14 protein-coding genes are annotated in these 20523 nt (G+C 50.8%); 7 read left to right on the top strand and 7 right to left on the bottom strand.

The window, feature by feature from the left end; translation table 11 throughout:
* Window positions 1-139 precede the first annotated feature (139 nt).
* Both Q0577_RS18165 and Q0577_RS18170 read left to right on the top strand, forming a co-directional pair.
* Window positions 140-1045, top strand: a complete 906-nt coding sequence (locus Q0577_RS18165; RefSeq protein ID WP_298738732.1) for an AraC family transcriptional regulator — start codon at window positions 140-142, stop codon at window positions 1043-1045.
* A 79-nt stretch (window positions 1046-1124) separates the two neighbouring features.
* Window positions 1125-2357, top strand: a complete 1233-nt coding sequence (locus Q0577_RS18170; RefSeq protein WP_298738734.1) for an MFS transporter — start codon at window positions 1125-1127, stop codon at window positions 2355-2357.
* Here the strand turns inward: Q0577_RS18170 and Q0577_RS18175 are convergent.
* The 3 genes from Q0577_RS18175 to Q0577_RS18185 all read right to left on the bottom strand — a co-directional run bounded on the left by Q0577_RS18175 (window position 2354) and on the right by Q0577_RS18185 (window position 6836).
* Window positions 2354-3988 carry an ABC-F family ATP-binding cassette domain-containing protein gene (locus Q0577_RS18175; protein WP_298738735.1) on the bottom strand — a complete coding sequence of 545 codons (1635 nt, stop codon included), beginning with the start codon at window positions 3986-3988 and terminating at the stop codon, window positions 2354-2356. The two genes, Q0577_RS18170 and Q0577_RS18175, sit on opposite strands and share 4 nt — an antisense overlap.
* A gap of 248 nt (window positions 3989-4236) precedes the next feature.
* On the bottom strand, window positions 4237-6531 hold the full coding sequence (locus Q0577_RS18180; RefSeq protein WP_298738736.1) for a S41 family peptidase: 2295 nt from the start codon (window positions 6529-6531) through the stop codon (window positions 4237-4239).
* Window positions 6532-6680: 149 nt separating this feature from the next.
* Window positions 6681-6836 (bottom strand): hypothetical protein, encoded by a 156-nt coding sequence (locus tag Q0577_RS18185; protein ID WP_298738738.1) that lies wholly within the window; start codon window positions 6834-6836, stop codon window positions 6681-6683.
* Between the two features lie 246 nt (window positions 6837-7082).
* Between Q0577_RS18185 and Q0577_RS18190 the strand changes: the two genes are divergently transcribed.
* The 3 genes from Q0577_RS18190 to Q0577_RS18200 all read left to right on the top strand — a co-directional run bounded on the left by Q0577_RS18190 (window position 7083) and on the right by Q0577_RS18200 (window position 10310).
* Complete coding sequence (locus Q0577_RS18190) at window positions 7083-7892, top strand: hypothetical protein (RefSeq protein WP_298738740.1); 810 nt, start codon at window positions 7083-7085, stop codon at window positions 7890-7892.
* A gap of 644 nt (window positions 7893-8536) precedes the next feature.
* Complete coding sequence (locus tag Q0577_RS18195; RefSeq protein ID WP_298738742.1) at window positions 8537-9301, top strand: SDR family oxidoreductase; 765 nt, start codon at window positions 8537-8539, stop codon at window positions 9299-9301.
* A 100-nt stretch (window positions 9302-9401) separates the two neighbouring features.
* Window positions 9402-10310, top strand: a complete 909-nt coding sequence (locus tag Q0577_RS18200; RefSeq protein ID WP_298738743.1) for an AraC family transcriptional regulator — start codon at window positions 9402-9404, stop codon at window positions 10308-10310.
* Here the strand turns inward: Q0577_RS18200 and Q0577_RS18205 are convergent.
* Window positions 10307-10972 carry a dihydrofolate reductase family protein gene (locus Q0577_RS18205; RefSeq protein WP_298738744.1) on the bottom strand — a complete coding sequence of 222 codons (666 nt, stop codon included), beginning with the start codon at window positions 10970-10972 and terminating at the stop codon, window positions 10307-10309. The genes Q0577_RS18200 and Q0577_RS18205 overlap by 4 nt on opposite strands.
* A 282-nt stretch (window positions 10973-11254) precedes the next feature.
* Between Q0577_RS18205 and Q0577_RS18210 the strand changes: the two genes are divergently transcribed.
* Together Q0577_RS18210 and Q0577_RS18215 are read left to right on the top strand one after the other, a co-directional pair.
* A complete protein-coding gene (locus Q0577_RS18210; protein ID WP_298738746.1) occupies window positions 11255-13264 on the top strand; it encodes a glycosyl hydrolase family 18 protein in 2010 nt (669 codons plus the stop codon).
* Between the two features lie 102 nt (window positions 13265-13366).
* Window positions 13367-13651, top strand: coding sequence for a hypothetical protein (locus Q0577_RS18215; RefSeq protein WP_298738748.1), 285 nt, complete (start codon window positions 13367-13369; stop codon window positions 13649-13651).
* Between the two features lie 242 nt (window positions 13652-13893).
* On the opposite strand, the gene Q0577_RS18220 is transcribed toward Q0577_RS18215, so the two are convergent.
* The 3 genes from Q0577_RS18220 to Q0577_RS18230 all read right to left on the bottom strand — a co-directional run bounded on the left by Q0577_RS18220 (window position 13894) and on the right by Q0577_RS18230 (window position 20467).
* Entirely contained in the window at window positions 13894-15444 is a 1551-nt protein-coding gene (locus tag Q0577_RS18220) for a RagB/SusD family nutrient uptake outer membrane protein (RefSeq protein ID WP_298738749.1), read from the bottom strand.
* 18 nt (window positions 15445-15462) lie between these two features.
* Complete coding sequence (locus Q0577_RS18225) at window positions 15463-18507, bottom strand: SusC/RagA family TonB-linked outer membrane protein (protein ID WP_298738750.1); 3045 nt, start codon at window positions 18505-18507, stop codon at window positions 15463-15465.
* Between the two features lie 433 nt (window positions 18508-18940).
* Window positions 18941-20467 (bottom strand): DUF6377 domain-containing protein, encoded by a 1527-nt coding sequence (locus Q0577_RS18230; RefSeq protein WP_298738753.1) that lies wholly within the window; start codon window positions 20465-20467, stop codon window positions 18941-18943.
* Window positions 20468-20523: the final 56 nt, after the last annotated feature.

Consider the following 20523-nt stretch of genomic DNA (forward strand, 5'->3'; position numbering starts at 1 on the left):
TCATTTCCGTCATAACGAGGCACGCAAAGCTTTAGCCGGGACCGGGGCGAAGCAATTTTTTCGCTCCGGCGTCCGGCTATCCGTCTGCTCCATCCGGCTCACCCATCCATAAATTAATTGAATTTTATAACTTTGTCCCATGCATCCCACAGAAACCATTCAGCAATTCTATGCACGTATCGGTAAATCTGATGCGGAGCGCCTCTCCCTGAACAACGCAGGCTCAGGGCATTTCAATGTATACCCCCGGGAGGTCTGCAAGGGCACTTTCTACGGCCGGCGCGACTTCTACAAGATCTCCCTCATAATAGGGTCGGGGAAGTTACATTATGCCGATACATGGATGGAGCTGGACAAGCCCTTCCTGCTGTTCTCCAATCCCCGCATCCCGTATTCCTTCGAGATCATTTCTGCGGAGCAGAAGGGATGGTACTGCCTTTTTACGGAAGCTTTTCTGCGTCCTTCAGACCCGGAAACGCTGCAGCACTCGCCGCTGTTCCATAATAACGGCGTGCCGGCCTTCTTTGTGGACGAGCACCAGCTGGAGTACCTCTCCTATATCTTCCGGGAGATGATGACCGAAATGGAGTCTGATTACGCCCATAAGTTTGATCTGCTGCGTAATTACCTGCACCTCCTCATCCACCAGGCCATGAAGATGCAGCCCACCGGCAAGGGAGAAAACCCCATGACCGCTTCCGCACGCATCACCCACCAGTTCCTCGACCTGCTGGAAAGACAGTTCCCCATCGATACCACCGAAACCGAACTGCGCCTGAAAACCGCTAACGACTTTGCCGAAAAACTGTCTGTACACGTTAACCACCTCAACCGTGCCCTGAAAGAGGTGACGGGCAAAACCACCACAGAGCACATCTCCGCCAGGATCATCCAGGAAGCGATGGCCCTGCTGCGGCATTCCGACTGGAATATCGCACAGATCGCGTACGGACTGGGTTTTGAGTACCCTGCCTACTTTAACATTTTCTTCAAGAAACATACAGGACATACCCCCATGGAAGCCAGGAATACGTCTCTTGTTTGAATTTTATAATCTTTCGTTTGGATAGTATAAACAGTACTGGGGATAGCGGCGCTAACTTTGCATTCATAATTATAGGATTATGACCGATATGAATGAAAGTTTTACAGGCAGAAAAGAAAGGTTCCGTCCCATTGCAACACTGCTCTCGCTGGCGCTCTTGCCGCTGTCCGGCTTTGCAACAGACATCTACGTGCCATCGCTGCCCGATATGGCGGCCGATCTGCACATCAGCAACTTACAGATACAATTCACCATCACCATCTTCCTGGTAAGCTATGGTGTGAGCCAGCTTTTTATAGGCAGCATACTGGATAGCTTTGGCCGTTACCGCATCGGTATTGCCTCACTGCTCATCTTCTCACTGGCCAGTTTCGCCATTGCCACCACGCATTCCATTACCGTCATGTACCTTATGCGGGTGATCCAGGGCATAACGGTAGGCGCCGTGATGGCAGGCAAACGTGTTTATTTTGTGGATGTTTTCACCGGCGATAAGCTCAAGCACTATCTCAGCCTCTTTTCCATTATCTGGTCTACCGGGCCCATTGTAGCGCCTTTTGTAGGCGGCTGGCTGCAAACCCTGTTCGGCTGGCAGGCCAGCTTCTACGCCCTGGCAGGAGTGGCCCTGGTATTTGCCCTGCTGGAGTTCATCTTCAATGAAGAAACCTTGCGGCAACGCGCTTCCTTCCAACTCAGACATGTAGTGAGCGTATACGGCAACATGCTGAGCACCCGCTCTTTTGTGCTGGGCATCAGTCTGCTGGGTCTGGCTTACTCCATGGTAATGGTGTACAATATGACCGGCGCGTTTATCGTAGAGCATCATTTGGGCTACAGCGTTGTAAGCGCGGGCTATTGCGCCCTCGTTCTGGGTTTTGCCTGGATGGTAGGCGGCTTTATCAGCAAGGCAATGATCCACCGGTCTTTCTTCACCAAGCTGGCCCTCAATACCGGCTTGCAGCTGGTGATCGCACTGCTGATGCTGTCATCCGGCCGCGCTACCGATAACCTGTATATACTGGTGATATTCGCCTTCCTCATTCATGTAGGTGCAGGCTTCACCTTCAACAATTACATGACCTATTGCATGATGCAGTTCCCGAAGAACGCAGGCGTTGCCAGCGGACTTATAGGCGGTTTCACCTTTGCCATCGTCTCCGGCCTCAGCTACCTCATGGTAAAAGTGCTGCCCGCCAAAGACGGCGTCAACCTGGGTCTCAGCTACCTCATACTGATACTCGTCTCCATCCTCACCGTATACTTTGCCTTCCGCGAAGAAACAGTGAGGAGGAGAGCGATGGCGTTGTCTTAGGTGAATAGTCCATGGATTATGTGCCATGGACTATCTGCTGCAACCGCTGAAAGAAAATTTGTGTCATGCGATATCACCACCAGTGTGCCCCTGTATTCCCCAAAGATCTTTCCCAGCATATTGATGTTAGCCAGGTCAAGGTTATTGGTGGGTTCATCCAGGAAGATGATGTCCGGCGCTTTATGCTGCAGTACCATACAGCAGAGGGCCAGCCGTAAGGTTTCGCCGCCGCTGAGCACAGCGCAGGGCTTATCCCAGCTGTCCGGACCAAACAAAAAATTCGCCAGCAGGGTATGTACTGCCGCGGGTTCCAGTTTGGTTTCGTTGAATGACAGGGCCTGGTCCAATAGGGTCTTATGGCGGTCTATCAGTGTATAATCCTGGTCAAGCAGGAGGGAAGTGTAACGTGCAGACGGCCCGTTGCCCCCGGCAAACTGTATGCTGCCCTGGCCCGGTTGCAGTTCCTGCCTGAGTAGTTTCAGCAGGGTGGTTTTACCACTGCCGTTACTGCCTGCTATGGATAACCGCTGACCGCTGCGGATAGTGAACGTTAAGGGTTGCGGCCACAACCAGGGATCCCCGTTTTTAAACCTGTAATTGATGGCATCCGCCTGGATCAGTACTTTGCCTGCGGGAAGCTCCGGCTGCCCGAAATACCCCTTCATGATGCGCTGTATCTGTACCATGGCGGCGGTCTCCTGCAAACTGGCGCGCAGCTCGTTCACTTTATCGCTGTGCACGTGCTTCAGTTTTGCGGTGCTGTACTCTGCATTTTTGCTTCTTTCATTGAGCCAGCCTTTGGGTGCGCCGGAAGTGCGGGCATTTTTACGCGCCTGCGCATCGGCATGCTGCTTGCGTTCCAGCGCCTGTTGCTGTTTCAGCTTTGCTGCTTTCAGCTCTTTTTCATGGTGGGCCAGCTGGTGTGCTGCGGCAGCGTTGGCGGTGGCTTTTTGTTCGGCATAGAAGTCGTAGTTACCGCCGTAGGCATTGATGCCACCGGCTGTGAGCTCCCAGGTAGGATCGCATAAACGCAGCAGCTGGCGGTCGTGACTGATCAGCAGTATGGTACAGCTGGTGTCTGTGATCCAGTCATAGAGCTGTGTTCTTGCGGCGGCGTCCAGGTGATTGGTGGGCTCATCCAGCAGTACAATATCGGGCTGGAAGATATCGATCCCGCAAAGGAACAGGCGTGTTTTCATGCCGCCGCTCAGCGCCTGTAAGGGTTGCTGCAGGCTGATGTTTGGCAGTCCCCATTTGGCAAAAGCGGCTTCACAGCGGGCAACAATGTCCCAGTTGTTTTCCAGCAGCTCATAATGATGCTGGCTGAGATCGCCCTGCTCAATAGCTTCCAGGGCATGTATCAGCGGGGCCACCTGCAATGCTTCTGCTACACTGAGGTGATTGAAATGCCCGTAATGCTGCGGAATATAATACAGGCTGCCGTTGATGGTTAAATGTCCGCCGGAGGCCTTTGCCCCGCCGGCGATGATTTTCAGCAGCGTGGTCTTTCCAACGCCGTTGTTACCCACAATTGCGGCCTTGTGGCCTCTTTGCAGGGTGAAGTTGATATTATCGAAAAGCGGTTCCCGGTTGGGTAACTGGTATCTGATCTGATCTGCGATGATAAGCATAAAGTGATGTCTGACAATAGTGGAGAATAGCCTTCCGGTGGCCGGAAGGGATGCATGCAATGGTCCTTTGGCAGAATGTAAGTTTCATGTCAGTAATTTTAAGTGAATAAATATGCAGACGGCTGCGATCCGTAAAATGAGTGATGAAATAGATCAGATAAGATCATCGCCTGTATGGGCGGATAACCGGTTCAGCGGATGCTGTTGTGTATGCAGGTTAGATTTTCATGATGGCGCGAAGATAGTAATTATTTGCAGATCTCAATAGCTTTGGCCAGTTGTTCATCCCGGCCTTCGCGGATGCCGCGTATGGTTTTGTGCACGGTAATATCCGGCTGAACGCCTTTCATATAATGTTGTGAACCGTCGTGGTTGGTCACTTTTAAACCGGTAAATACAAATGAGTAGCGGCCCGGCAGCCTTACGGTAACGATATTTCCGTTAGCGCCTGCGGTGTTTTCGCCTACAATAGTCCCCAGGTGCTGTCCCTTCACGTAGCCCATCACTGATTCTGCATAGCTGATGGCGTTTCCATCTGTCAGGAAAATCACTTTTCCGCCGATATGAGGCGTATCAGTAGACACGCGCCATCCACCGCTTACCCCGAAGCGATTTTCATGATCAGGGAGCGTGATCTCTGATGAATGCATCCATTTGGAACTGTCACGTTGTTTCACCAGGTGGGATAATATCTTGACGCCATTTGCATCTCTTGGATAACCCCGCAGGTCAAATATAACAGCGTTGGCTTTCGACAACGCGGGCAGCTGTGGTTGCAGTTCTTTCCATGGCAGCAGCGAGAGGTTAACATAAACAATGCCGCTATCTATCTGCTCATAAGCCTTTTTAGCAGGGTCCACTTTGCTGTAATCTGCTGCGCTCAGGCTGAAGGGCAGCTTTACCTGTCGTACGCTTTTCCCGGTTGATTGAACGCTGAGTAATAAGCTGGAGTCTTTCGGCCCCTGTGCAATGACGCTTAGCGTTTTTATCATTAAGGTGTTGAAAGCGCCGCCGCAAACCGTGCGGCTTATTTTTTTAATATAATCTGTTGCTGCTACGCCGTTAATGGCAGTAACCACATCTCCGCGTTGCAGCGGGATGTTGGGATCGAGTACATGGGTGATCACCGCGCGTTGCTCCACCCACTCCCATTTTACCGGTATATAGGCATAGTGCTGCGTACCGGGATAAGCTACCACACCATGGCCATCGCGCAGTTTAGCCAGCATGGTGCTGAGCGTCACCAGGAAATCCGATGCGGTGCGGTCTTTATAACAGTTGCTTAATCCCTCATGGAGATCGGCGTCCCAGTCAGTGGTCCATGCTGCATTGTAAGGATGGAAATGCTGTATCACGTTCCAGGCAATGATAATGTCTGCCAGCCGCACATACAGGTCATCACCAGAAAGGGAGGCCGGCAGTTTGGCTGCCATCATCTCATTTCGAACATTTATCTGCGTGGTGTCTGTCAGCGGATAGGTTTTTTCCCCGTCGCCCCATAAAGATACGGGCATGATAATGGAAAGCCCGTTGCCGATGTCCTTTTTAATAAGGGTGCCCGGCGGAAGTAAAGTATCAAAGATCGGAGCGGTCTCTATCATCACGCCCGCGGTGCTTTTCTTTTCCATGTATAAGGCCTGTTTACCATTGCTGGACTGCAGCCTGCTTGTTTTTACAACGAAATACTTGTCGGCTGTGTTAAAATGCCAGTGTGCGGGCGCTGCATCTGCCGTGTCAGCTTCGAAGTCTCCCTCAGATCCTTTGATGGTTTGCCAGCCGCCGGCTGTCTGTACTTCCACTTTGATATCATCGATCAGCAGGCTGCCTTTGTTGGTGATTAAGCAGCCAAAACGCAGGGTATCGCCGTTGCGGTCAACCTGTTTTGCAATAGTGTCCCGTTGCCAGGCTGTGTTAATACCTGTGGCCGGATGGGAGGCCGTTCTGTCAACACGTCCCATGGAATTATCTGTACGTTCAATCTGGAGCCACAATTCCCCCGTGCCATCTGCCAGCTCAAGCGCTTTCATGGCGGCGCTGAAGCGGATGTTCATGCCCTGGTATGGTTTTACGTCAATAGCGTTTTCAATATAGCTCAGGCTGAATCCAGCACCTTGCGTTGGTTGTTTAGTATAGCCATTCGCCCGTACTGACCGATAGGAAAAGCTGCCGCTGAGGCCATAGCCGTCGTGCTGCCAGCTAACCGGCTTCATGCCGCTGGTATCGGCAGGCGTGATGTCTGACAGCTTAAAAGGTATAGCCTTTCCCGTAGGATAAATGCGAAGTGAAGGTGCAATGGGATGGAAAATTTCTTCCAGCACCTGTTGCAATGCCGCCGGGTTAGTCGCCTGCTCCGCCCGCTGTGCGCCATAGATGGCCAGCTTATCCCAGTCTGTAACAACCGCTGCATCGCTGGGATGAAAATATCGTACATAGCCATACAGGCGTGCAAAAGTATAGAGATTGTCAATTTGTTGCCGGGTTTGGGCATCGGTAAAGGTGGCCGTAAGGAGAGAGGTCAACAACAGTAACAATATTTTTTTCATACCGGGTAAATAGTCGTTAATGATTAAACAGGGTTGTGCGGTGATAAAAATATACATTTCTTCGGATCACGCAAATAGGGTAATGCATAATGAAAGCCCCCGGATCTTTCAACCCGGAGGCCTGTTGACTTGTCATTAAACCGGTTGTGCTAGTGGTGCCTTCCCCCGCCATGATGATGGTGGTGAGGCGGGTGGTGGTGATGGCCCCGGCCCCTGTAATGACCCGGTCCCCTGTGTTCTACCACGCAGCTTGCCATCATCGATAACAATACGGCCACTACTACCAGATACTTTAGATTTTTCATGTTCGCCAGGTTTTTAATAGTTGTGATGAAATAATATGGAACTAAGCGCCTGCAGGTTGTTTAGTTTCTGGTGCTGACAGGATAAATGATAAAACTGTGCCAGACTGATGTTGTAACTGTTATTTATTGTTAACGCCGATGTATATAGGCAAATACCCCTCAAAAAATTGATCCAGATCAAGAAATCAGGGTGCCTGATGGTGCATTGAAACCTTTACCGTATTTTCAATAAAAAAAAGAAGCATTATGGCCTTACAAACCGGGTTATTCAAGTTTACCGGCCAGCTGGATAACGTCATTGGCTACCGCAGAAATGGGAAATATTTCCTGCGTAGCGCGCCGGAAAAAGTAAGACAGAACGCTGCCACTAAACGTGCTGCCTGCGATTTCGGTATTGCGAGCAGTAAGGGAAAACTGTTGCGTCATGCCCTGCGGCCATATCTTGATATGCGCTATGACAGCACGCTGGTCAACCGCGTGAATAAACTGTTCATCCAGGCAGGAAGAGCGCATTTCCCCAACCTGCAGGGCTTTCATTTTAACCGGCATACGGGACTGGAAAAACTGTTTACCCTGCCGCCGGTGTTCATGGATAACGGTACCCTGCATATACCTGCGCAGGAGCTGCTGCCGCAGGGAAAGGCTACACAAATTGAACTGCGTTTGGTAGCTGCGCGGATCGACTTTACAACACATCGCGTGCTACATACGGATGTATCCACGGCCATCATTGCGCTGCATGAAGACGAGCCCTTTAACGGCATGGCCATGAACGTACCCATAGCAGGTGAAGGCACGCTGCTGGTGGTATTGCAATACCGCAGCTACACCATCTGCAATGATTATTTGTCTTACTCAGGCGATCGCCGCTATATGGCTGCGGATATTATCCATGTGCAGCTGCCTGCAGCAAAGACGGTTACCCGCGAAGGCGCGCGTCATCCCTCCGTTGCGCGCTTTGTATCCCCAGCCGGTTTATTACCAGCTGACCGGCATCCCGGAAGGAAACCCGGCAGGAGGCACCTGCCCAGGATCATTATCCGCAGGAAGGAATGAGTATATCTTCTTACCCAGATCTGATTTATAGCCGTTTTATGCCCCGGGCGTACCGCCCATGGGAGTGTTATGCCCCCCGGCCCCGGAAAACCGGTTTTAAGGGTGGAAAGGCGTGTTTGTCAGCGATCTTTTTCAGACGTTCCATTCCCCAAAAGTGTAGATCCTCCAATTTTGCAAACTTTTAGTGTCAGATGAGGGCGTCATACCCGCATTTTTCCCCGTTTTCTATCACCCCGGCACAACCCCGGCTGAACGCCTGATCAAGTCCACCTCAGGTCCATAAAGCATTGACTTTCAACAGACATTTGCCAGGCGTTTACTGTACGCTTACTTAAGGGGTCAGTAATGTGCTATCCGGGTAAGGGCTTAGATAGTGGTTAGTGAGCTTTTAGCAGGTAGTTAGTCAGCGTTTAGTGATCGTATAGTATAATTACTGCGTACATGCAGCATAATGCTTTATGTTGGGCCTGCCTAAGCTTTGCATACACATTGGCGCTCCGCTGCGTACCTCATTCTTCATCCCTGTACAGGGTTTCTTTCCCGATTTTCTCCCATGATTTGAATTTCGCAAATAACAGATTGATATATTCAAACAGGGAACTCGCTTTCCGCCCGAACTTTGTACCATCAAAAAGATCAAACAAATGGAAAACAACAGCAAAATAGCACTGGTAACCGGCGGCAGCCGCGGCTTAGGCCGTGAAATGGCGCTCCGCCTCGCAGAAAAAGGGATTCACGTGATTGTGACTTATCAGTCCCGTAAAGACGATGCAGCAGCCGTAGTAGCCACAATACAGCAGGCCGGGCAGAAAGCGGCTGCCCTGCAGTTGAACGTTGGCGATGTAAAAGGTTTTGACGCTTTCCTGGAACAGCTGAAAAATGTGCTGCAAAACACTTTTAACGCGGAACGTTTTGACTTCCTCATCAACAACGCAGGGATGGGCGGCCATGCGCTCATTTCCGAAACCAGCGAAGTCTTGTTCGACGAGCTGATGAACACCCATTTCAAAGGGGTATTTTTCCTTACGCAGAAGACCTTGCCTTTACTGAATGATGGTGGCGGCATCGTTAATATATCCTCCGGACTTGCACGCGCTACCATGCCCGGCGCTTCTGCCTATGGTGCGTTGAAAGGCGCAGTGGAAGTATTTACCCGTTACCTGGCGCTTGAAGTGGGAGCAAGGAAAATAAGAGCCAATGTAGTGGCACCCGGCGCCATCGCCACGGATTTTAACGGCGGCATAGTAAGAGACAATGAGCAGGTAAACAAGATGGTGGCAGATGCAACCGCACTGGGCCGTGTAGGAGTAGCGGAAGATATTGGCGGCGTAGTGGCCTTCCTCTGTACGGAAGACGCCCGCTGGGTGAATGCCCAGCGCATAGAAGTATCGGGCGGAATGAGGCTGTGAGGGGCTGGCTGTTAGCTGCTGGCGGTTAGCTGTTAGTGATGGCTTAACAAGGGCCATCACTAACGGCTAATGCTTTTTTCCGTACATTTGAATAGTGCAAATGATCAAGACCAACTCCATAGAAGACTTTTACAGGCAGCATTCGGATAAAATGCCGGAAGGCATTGCCCGTGAGATAGGCCATTTCAACGTGTTTGAAACGGAAAAGATGTATGATAAGGTCACGGGTAACCGTATCATGCCCTACAACCGCAGGGCTTATTACAAAATAAGCTTCATCAACGGGAGGAACCGGGCAGAATATGCCGATAAAGTGATCGAAATAAAAAAGAACGCCCTGCTGTTTGCCACCCCTCGTATACCATACCGTTACATACCGTTGGATACCAACCAGCAGGGAATGTTCTGCATCTTTACGGCCGATTTCCTGTCTGCCAATAAATCCGGTATCTCCCTGGATGAACTGCCCATTTTTCGTCCCGGTGAAGTGCCTGTTTTTGAGCTCACCGCTGAACACGCCACAGAGCTGGAATACATCTTCCGGAAGATGTTGAAAGAAATGGCTGCTGATTATATCTACAAATACGACCTGCTCCGCAACCTGGTGATGGAGCTGATCCACTTCGGGCAGAAACTGCAGCCCATGTCTGTACTCAGGACCACCCAGAACGCTGCAGACAGGATCTCCGCGCTTTTCCTTGAACTGCTGGAAAGGCAGTTTCCCATCGTATCTTCCCGGCAAAGGCTGAGTCTTCGTACTGCCAAGGATTATGCAGACAGGTTAGCCGTACACGTGAACCACCTCAACAAAGTGCTGAAAGAAGGCACGGGGCAAACTACCACAGAGATCATCAGCAAACGCATAATACAGGAGGCAAAGATCCTGCTGAAGCAGACGGACTGGAATATATCAGAGATCTCCTGGGCGCTGGGATATGATGATCTGGCGCATTTCTCGAATTTCTTTAAGAAGCATACGTCGTTTACGCCGTTGGGGTACAGGTCTTAACCCTCCTGCGCCCATCTTTTCCTCCTTGTCAGCTCCGCTTCAGACGGCGTTGTTTCACCGCCAACCGTTCCTGTTACCAGTTCACCGGCAGGCTCATATTCCCCGATGATCACCCCTTTGCCAGATACCTTTGCACTTACCAGTTTCCAGCTTTCCGCCTTAGAGCCGCCATCAAATAAACGTTTGCCTTTCCCTACTGTTACGGGGTAGGTCAAAACGTACAGCTTATCTACCAGGTTGTTGGCCAGCAGTGTTTGTATCAGCCTGCTGCTGCCCCACACATGCAGATCCGGCCCATCCTGCTGCTTAAGCGCACGGATGCCCGCTGCCACATCGCCGCTGATCAGTGTGGAGTTTACCCATTCCAGTGGTGGTTGTTTCCCCGATACAACAAATTTCTGTACGGCATTGAATTTCTCTGCAACAGGATGGTTCTCCTGGTAAGGCCAGTACGCAGAGAAGATCTCATAGGTACGACGGCCCAGCAGCAGGTCAAAAGCGCCGGACATGATACCGCCTATTGTTTCGTTTGTCTGGTCATCACCGTAGCGGGCGCTCCAGCCTCCCCATTTAAAACCCTGTGTAGTATCTTCCGAAGGTGCGCCCGGCGCCTGTAATACTCCATCCAGTGTAACAAAGCTGGTGACAATGATCTTTCTCATGATGTGTTGTTTTTTTGTACGATGTAAAGGTACCTGTATGATATACAGGGTATACTGGCTGAATGAGACTTTATACGGGTTGTTTTTACAGCAGGGGAAGGGTAGGATACTTGTCGTATTGTAATGTATATAAATTAAACATAATTTTACGCCCGGCAGAACGAACCTTGTACCACGCATCAGATTATTAATTGTCTCATTAACCATTATTAAAACCATATCCACGCAGTACGTTCATCATCCTCAACGATAATCATTCGAAAAACTAAATCACGTCATCACATGCAGAAAATCAAATTGCTATTGCTATTGGCGTTTGCCGTGCTATCTGGCAATAGCGCCTTCGCTCAATTACCCTGTTACAACATTGTGGGGTATTATCCGTCCTGGGTTACAGGTAACAATTACTATATCAACAGTCCCTCCAGGATCGATTACAGCAAGTACACCCATATTTGCTACGCCTTTAATATTCCCGGTACGGATGGTAATATGGGCCCTGTACCCGGCGGTTCCACGCTCACTGACCTGGTGAACAGGGCGCATGCTGCCAATGTTAAGGTATTGCTGTCTATCGGCGGCTGGCTTAATTCCTCACCCACCAATACACCATTTGAAGCTATCTCTACCAATTCCACGGCCATTAACAATTTTGTAAATGCCTGTGCCAATTTCGTAACACAGTACAACCTGGATGGTATTGACCTGGACTGGGAATATCCTACGCAGAAAAGCAGGTGGAACGCTATTGCTGTTCCTTTAGGCAATCGTTTGCACTCCATGGGCAAATTGTTTACTGCCGCTGTATCTGAAAGCGCCGGGAACTTTGGTAATAACTACGATAATATCTCCATGTTAGACCTGGTGAACATCATGTGCTATGGCAGCGATGCGCTGGCCAGCAGTGCAATGGCCTACTGGACTTCCCGTGGCGTTCCGCAGGAAAAAAGGATGCTGGGTGTTCCTTTCTATGAGTCTCATAACAACACCGCTGAGCACATCCGCAAAGCCAATATGGCCAAGACTACCGGCGGCGGTATCATGATATGGGACATCGCTTCTGAATACGGCGATATCAACGCCATCTACAACACCCTCGGAAGCGTATGTACAGGCGGTACGCCGGTTCCGCAGAACCTGGCTTCCGGCAAATCTGCCACTGCTTCTTCTCTTGAGCCAAATGCACCGGTGAGCGTAGTGGCCGCCAACGTAACAGATGGCAGCTACGGCACCCGCTGGTCTTCCGCTTTTGCAGATCCGCAGTGGATAGCTGTTGACCTGGGCGCCGTTTACGACATTAACCGCGTGAAGATCACCTGGGAAGCGGCGTATGCTACGGCTTACCAGCTGCAGGTATCACAGGACGGTAATACCTGGGAGACCGTGAAAAGCATTACCGATAATGCCACTACCGTGAACGACCATACGGGGCTCAGCGCCAGTGGCCGTCACGTAAGGATCCTGGGTACAACAAGGGCTACACAATATGGCTACTCCATCTTCGAAATAGAAGTATACGGCCATAACCCTGCCGAACAAACGCCTTTCAACGGCACAAGGGCCACTATACCGGGTAAGATCGAAGCAGAGCACTATGACAACGGCGGCGAAGGCGTTGCCTTCCACGACCTGACGGCTACCAACCTGGGCGGACAGTTCCGCACGAGCGAGGCGGTAGACCTGGAATCCTGCGCCGAAGGCGGCTATGACCTGGGCTATGTACAGGCAGGCGAATGGGTGGAATACAGCGTAAACGTGGCGCAGGCAGGAAGTTATACCCTGGAGGCCCGCGTAGCGACCACCGGTTCAGGTACCTTCCATGTAGAGCTGGACGGTCAGCATATCTCCGGCCCCATCGCTGTGCCCAACACCGGCGGCTGGCAAAACTGGACCACTGTTAGTGTAAATACTCCCGCGCTCACCACCGGTAACAAAATACTGCGTGTTGTGATAGATGCCGCTGAGTTCAACCTTAACTGGCTGACCTTTACACCATCCGCCGGTACATCTGCTGCAAGGCAAAGTATTGCAGGCCTCACCATTCCTGCAAGCCATGCGTCTGCATTCAGCATCGCAGTGTCTCCCAACCCGGCGAGTCATGTACTGAACATACAGTTCAAAGGCCTGGCAGCTCCTTCGCTGTTAAGGGCTTTCAATGTAGCCGGACAGGAAGTTTACCAGACAAGGGTAAGCCGCAACGCCAGCCAGGCACAGATAGATGTGTCCTCCTGGCCCAAGGGCGTATACATCATTGCCGTAGGTAATGATCGTAAAAAAGTAGTAGTAGAGTAAAAGATAAAGGATGATGAACAAGGCCGCTGCGGGAGAGATCCCGGGGCGGCTTTTTTGTTTGAGGGGTTATGGGTATCTTTCGGTTTGAGTGTTAAAATGCAGATGAAATCCTATATCTTGAAATACAGCGCCATTGTATTGGCGGGCCTCCTCACTCAATGGTGGTTGTTTCTTTTTGCTCCCTTTGCTATTCCGGAACACGTTCCCGGTACGAATCTGAAAACAGAAGGCCTGGTACTGATCACCTTTATCGTGGTGATATGTACTTCTTTTATTCGCCTTCTACCTGCTTCGCGTTTTCTTCCCGGATATGGCAAAAGCTTAGGCATGGGATCCCATCATCACGGTGAACTGATCCATTTCCGGCATCACTTAAAAAATTACTAATTAAAAAGGCCGCCCCCGGTGGAGGCAGTCCATCACTGCCTCCGGCCGGGTGACGGCCGCATCAAAATTCCACCTCGGTTCTATTCGCACTTCGTTTTTGTTCCACCGGAACATTACCCCCCGCGCAAAACCGAAAGTGGAATCACTAACCAGATTGATGTTTGAGGTTTGAAGTTTGTTAAAGGTTTGTAACCTTAAACGTCCAACGAACCTCAAACATCAAACTTCAAACCTCAACTATTTTAATATCCCGGGTTCTTCTTCAGGTTCGGGTTCACCGCCAGCTGCTGGTTCGGTATCGGGAACAGCAGGTACCTCGGATCATCCGTCGGCTTTTCATGCCAGGGTTGCAGGAACTTTCCAAAGCGGATCAGGTCCAGTCTCCTGGAAGATTCCCAGTAGAATTCCCTTCCTCTCTCATCCAGCAGCTGATCCAGGGTTACGGCGCCCAGGGTGGAGGCATTGCGTGCGGCACGTACCTGGTTTACCAGTGTGAGTGCGCCGCCTGCATTACCCATACGCAGCTGGGCCTCTGCCTTCATCAGCAGCACATCCGGATAACGGTAGTAAACAAAATCATTGTCTACTTTACCATTGCCATCGTTCACATAATCAGGGCAGTATTTCACTACGCGGATACCCGTTACTTCCAGGTTGGCGCCGGTTTCGATGCTGCTCACTTCGGGCGTGAACACCAGCGGAGCACCGGTTCTGTCCTGCAGGGGTTCATCGTTGGTAAGATTATACTGCTGACCGATCAGGAAGCCAACGTTAACGCGATTGCCCGGGTTGGGAGGTCCGCCGGTACCAGTGGGATAGGCAGCGCCTCTTCTCAGGTCAGATGCTTCAAACTTGTTGTAGAAATCAGATAAGGTGGTCCATCCGTTCCAGCCCGGAGGGTTCTGGTTGTAATGCATCACCGTATGCCAGATGGCGTTCAGTCCGCCGGCATCCACACCGCCCTGGTTCTCTGCCGTAAAGATGTTTTCTTTAGACAGGCTGCCGTTGCGGGGAGAGAAGTTATCAAAGTAATTGTCGCTGAAGGTATACCTGCCGCTGCTGATGATCTCATCGGCCAGTGTGACCACTTTTGACAGATCTGCATTATCAAAGGTGGGCGCTGCCCTGTTGGCGATCACGCCTTTGTTCAGGTAACATTTCATCAGCAGCACCCTGGCTGCATCTTTATTGGCCTTGGTGATGTTGTTATGCGCAGTAGCCACATCGGGCAGGTTGGGCATTACCTCGTTCACTTCTGCAATGATATAGTCCAGCGCTTCTAAACCGGAGCGTACCCTGGAAGGCTGGGTTACCGGTTCTCCCGGATCGCGGTAAGGTACCTGGTCAAACAGGTCCAGCACGCTGAACATGGCAAAAGCCCTCAGGAAACGGGCCTCGGCGGCCTGTTGTGCAGAGGGGCTGAACTGCAGCATATTGGTAGCCGTATAGATCACACCACCCAGGTTGTTGAAGGCATCGCGGATGTGGATGTTATCACCGTCCCACTGGTGGGAGTGGATCACACGCCATACACCGTTATCGTCCCAGTCGCCGCCCCTGGTGGGAGCAATCAGTTCGTCGGTACTCATTTCAGAAAGGGCAAACACCTGGTCATTGCTCTGATAAGGTGATCGCATGGAGTTGTAGGCGCCTCTCAGCAGCGCTTCGGCAGAACCGCCGCTGCTGCCTATCTGGTCGTCCCTGAGCTCACCCTGGAGCTCTTCATCCAGTTTGGTACAGGAAGTCCATACCAGGATACCGGAGATGACTAAAAATATCTTTAAGTAGTTCATATAAGCAAGTTTTTTTGATTAGAGTGAAAAGTTAAGACCCAGGGTGAACGTACGGGCAGAAGGGTAAGGCTGGTATTCGATACCTGCAGACGGCACACCGCCGGAGGTAGACATACCGGTCCTTGAATCTGCGCCGGGTGCACCACTGCTCTTATCTACGTTCACTTCGGGATCAAAGCCTTTGAAATTGGTGATCACAAACAGGTTCTGACCAGTGAAGTACACGTTCAGTCCTTTTACCACACCGCCGATATCGCCGATGGCGTAAGACAGTGTTGCGTTGGCCAGTTTTACGTAGTTACCGCTTTCCAGGAAACGGGAAGAAGAAGTAACACGGTTGGATAATGATTCCTGGATTGGCGCATTGAAGAACTCTTCCGCAATATTCCGCGCTGCTCTCAGGTTGCTTACATTCACTACGTTGTTAAAGGTGTTGTTATAGATCTTATGACCAAATGCACCGTTCAGGTTGGCGGTCAGCGTAAATTTCTTATACGCAACCGATGTGCTGATACCCAGCAGTGTCTTGGGGTTGGGAGTGCCCTGGTAGCTCAGGCTGTCGCCATTGGGATAGATGGATTGACCATCCTTGTCCATACCGCCGTAAGTACGGGTATAGAATCCGTTGATTGGCATATCGTTATAGATGATCTCTACCAGCGTACCCGATACACCCTGGCCGTTCAGCTGGCCGGTGTAGATGGGGGCGGTCATCCCGGTTACATTGTTAGACAGGAAGGTAACGTTGGCGCCCAGGTCCCACTGGAAGTTTTTGTTTTGTACCACCGTTGCGTTCACGGCAGCTTCCACACCCTTGTTCACGATCTCGCCGTCCAGGTTCTTCCAGGTTACTACTGCCTGGGCAGCGGCCGGTTGGATGGCGGCGGTAGGATACAGCAGATCGGAAGTGGTTTTATGGAAGTAGTCCACCGAACCGGAGATCCTGTTATTCAGCACGCTGAAGTCCAGGCCAATGTTATACTGTTTGTCAGACTGCCATTTCAGGTCGTTGTTGTCATTACTCATCTTTCTCAGCTCACCGTTGGGCAGGAAAGAGTTCCTTGACTGGGAAGCGCCGGAGGGGAATTCCTGGTTACCGGTACGGCCCCATCCGCCTCTCAGTTTCAGGTTGTTGACAAATCCGCCTTTGGTGAAGAAGTCTTCATTGCTGATATTCCAGGCCGCTGCAAAGGAGGGGAAAGAACCATAGCGGTTGTTCTTACCAAATTTGGTAGAACCATCCACCCTGATGGTACCCGTGATCATGTAACGGTCTTTATAGTTCAGCGTTACCCTGCCAAAATAAGACTGCAGTTCGGAAACAGGATCTGCAAAGGAGGTGATATTGCGGCCGGCCGCATTGGAGAACTGGATATAGTTGGTCAGATCCAGGCCATAATTGCCAAAGCCACCCGGCTGGGCAGGGCCGAGGCCGTTCATATAAGCGCCTTTGTTATTGAATTTCATGTATTCGTAACCTACCAGTGCATTCAGGTGAAGGTCCTGGTTGATCTGCTTGTTATAGGTTACGGTATGTGTGATCTGCTGGGTGGTCAGTTCGCTTTGGCCGATATTGGCCCAACCCAGACCAGAGGGCGGGTTGGCATTGATACCAAAAGTGTTGAAGTTGATATTGCCATCCACAGCCGTTCTCCTGACGCCGCTGCTGTAATTGATACTGTACTGCATGCGGTATTGCAGATCGTCTGTGATGTTGAAGTAGGGAGATACGCTACCCAGTATGGTCGTTACTTTTGATTTGTCGTGATACACCTGCTGCATGGCTACCGGGTTCACGGCGCTGCTGCCCTGTTTGATGTTCAGGGAGCCATCGTCGTTATACAAAGATTCGGTAGGATTCCATTGCAGGGCCTGGCCTATCAAACTGTTCCCGAAACCGGCGTCGTTGGTGATAGGGGGAATGTTCTCCAGGTACTGGTTGGCGATTACGTTGAAATCTACGCCCAGCTTTTTACTTTTCAGGAATTTAAACCCGGAGTTCAGTCCGACAGTGTATTTCTTAAAGTCTGACTTTTTAACAATGCCCTGCTGATCCAGCATACCTACCGAGAAGCGGTATTTGGCATTTTCGGTGCCACCGCTTACCCCTGCATTGTAGTTCTGGGTAACGGCCGTACGCAGGATCTCGTCCAGCGCGTTTACATTGCCTCCTTTGTCGTTGGTGGCGGGGGCATCCCATTTCTGGAGCGCCTGGCGGTACTGGTCGCCATCCAGCACATCAATTCTCCGCATGATCTTGCTGATACCAACGGAAGCGCCGATATCCAGTTTAGGTTCGCCCACCTGGCCTCTTTTGGTGGTGATGAGCACCACGCCATAGGCGGCCCTGGAACCATATATAGCGGTAGCAGAGGCGTCTTTCAATACATCTACGGAAGCAATGTCAAAGGGGTTGATAAAGTTCAGGGCGTTGCCGCCGGGTATGTTGCCCAGTTCGGGCACATTGAGACCCGGGCGGGCAGAACGGCCGTCCAGCGGTACCCCGTCTACCACATACAGCGGCTGACCGGTTCCTGTGAGGGCGGCGTTACCCCTGATCCTTACGGTGGTGGCTGCGCCCGGTTGCCCGCTGTTAGACACGATCTGCACACCAGCCACCTTGCCCTGGATCAGCTGATCGGGGGCGGTAAAGGTACCCTTGTTGAAGTCTTTAGCCTGGATGGAAGCCACGGCGCCGGTAAGATCCTTTTTACGGACGGTACCATAGCCCACTACCACCACGTCTGTCAGCTGGGTGCTGCTGGTCTGCAGCGTAATGTTTACGGTTGTTTTACCGCCGATGCTTACTTCCTGGTTGGCATAACCCACATAGGATACCACCAGCGTGCCGTTGGCGGGGGCATTGAGCCTGAAGCTGCCATCGGCGCCGGTAGCCGTACCAGTGCTGGTGCCTTTTAACTGGATGGTGGCGCCGGGGATCGGGTCGCCTTTTTCGTCTGTTACCTTTCCGGTAACCTGCTGCGTCTGTGCGGTCGCTATGCCTGCTAAAAGCAGCAATAACGAGCATAACATACGCACCCTGCGAAATAGAACTCTGTTCATAAGATGGAATTTTATGTGTTTGTGGAATATTGATGCCTGGGTGAAAAATCCATGGTCGATGGTCCATAGTCCATAGCGGGTCACGTTATGGAGACCACCATACCTATAAACTGTGGAATGCCTGCTTGTAATGTCTGAAATACCATGGATGACTGACTACGGACGATGTACTGTGGAATGTTTTCATAACTGATCAATTTTCATAACGGTTATCTATCACACGGATCCGGATCCTGGTCTCAAATGTTGCAAGGGTTCAAATTAAAAGAGGTTTACAGATGTTAACAATTTATATGGTCAATATATAGAAAATATTGGCCAAATTAACCTTGTTGTAACCACTAAATATTTGGTTTACAGTTTATTGTATTTATATTAAAATATTTTCATATACAGATGGTTTCCCCGGGTTTTCAGCTGCATTATCTGCGGTTCAATGGGCTTTTATGTTGCCCAGCCGCTCCTCAAATTCCTCTTTGGGGATTACCGCCTTATTTTTTATTTTGGTTTTGTAAGTATAAATCGTGTTAACGGAATAGCCTAAGATCTGTGCAATTTTTACGTTGTCGTTGATGCCGATACGGATCAATGCAAAAATACGGAGGTCTGTGTTCAGTAATTCATGATCTTTCAGTTTGATCTGGTCTTCTTCCCGGAAGAAGGAATTGAACACCGCCACAAACTGGGGGAATATTTTCAGGAAGATGCGGTCAAAGTTCCGGAACAGCTCTTCCCGTTCTTCCCGAAGGTCGATATTATTTACCAGGAACTTTACTTCCCCGTATTTATTATCAGCCAGTTTCTGTTCAACCGACTTTTTAAATTTCGTCATTTTATCGATATAGGAGGAATTTAACTGGAAGCAGTAGCCAATGTATTCCTCCTTGATCTTATTGGCCTCCATCAGCAGTTCGTTGATCGCCTGCTGACTGGCATGCGCTTCCGTGATGACCTGCTGGGCTGTTTTCAGTTTCTTATACTGCCGCAGGATGATCACAGCCAGCCATACCAGGGTGAGCAGCAGTACGGTAACGATAGCCGCATATACGAAAAGCAGCTTTTTCTGTGCTTCCACGGCGTTCACCTTTTCCCCTTCGATAATGGGGAGGATGGTGCTTAACTGCATTTTACGGAGCCGGGCACCGTAGAAAGTGGCATCCATCAGGGCATATTCCACGTAGCGGGAGGCATGCTTTACATCCCGTTTCTTAAAAAGCAGCTCGGCCAGGATAAACATGGCAGTGGTTTCCTTGGTGCTGGATCTGATATCTGCCATAGCGGCCCTCGCCATCAGGGGGATGGCCGTGTCAATTTGTCCGTCGTGTATATAAATATTACCCAGCGAAGAAGTGGCAATAGCCGTTTGATGCCAGGTGAGGTCTTTATGGGCTACGGCAAGGGCATAGTAATGCCGGGCGCTGTCCATCTGGCCGGCTTTAAAGTACCGGGTGCCCAGGTTATAGTCGTAATCGTAGGAGTGGAGCCGGTACAATTGCAGGGCGCTATCGGTACAGGCATTTCCCATGCGTATATAGGTGGGGCTGAAGTAGGCATCGTTGCTGTAATCCGCCATGTCATAGTAGAAGCGGCCCTTTAAACGATAGTATTCCGCCCGCATGCTGTCTGGCAGCATGGTTACATCCACCTGTGCCAGGTAATCGCCCGTTTCCTTAAACATACCGGAAGACAGCATAACGAACACCAGCTTAACACCGGCGTAGTTAATGAGTTGCGGATCACCCAGCTGCCGGGCCAGCGCCTGCATTTTACGGGCATAAGCAAAAGCAGAATCATATTTATACACCTTGAACTGCTCAAAAAGCTGTCCGCAGATCTCAAACTGTGCTTTTGCCCCGGCGTTCTTCGGATCATGCAGGGCATGCCGCCAGGCATTGATCTGCCTTACTCTTTCAGCATCGTATACGGGCGCTTCGTCAATAGTGGTGTTGAGTTGTTGCAAAAGACTGTCATTATCGGGACGTGCGAATCCCGGTACAGGCAGCAACAGTAATATTA

The sequence above is a fragment of the uncultured Chitinophaga sp. genome (assembly GCF_937898475.1).
Taxonomy (GTDB): Bacteria; Bacteroidota; Bacteroidia; order Chitinophagales; family Chitinophagaceae; genus Chitinophaga.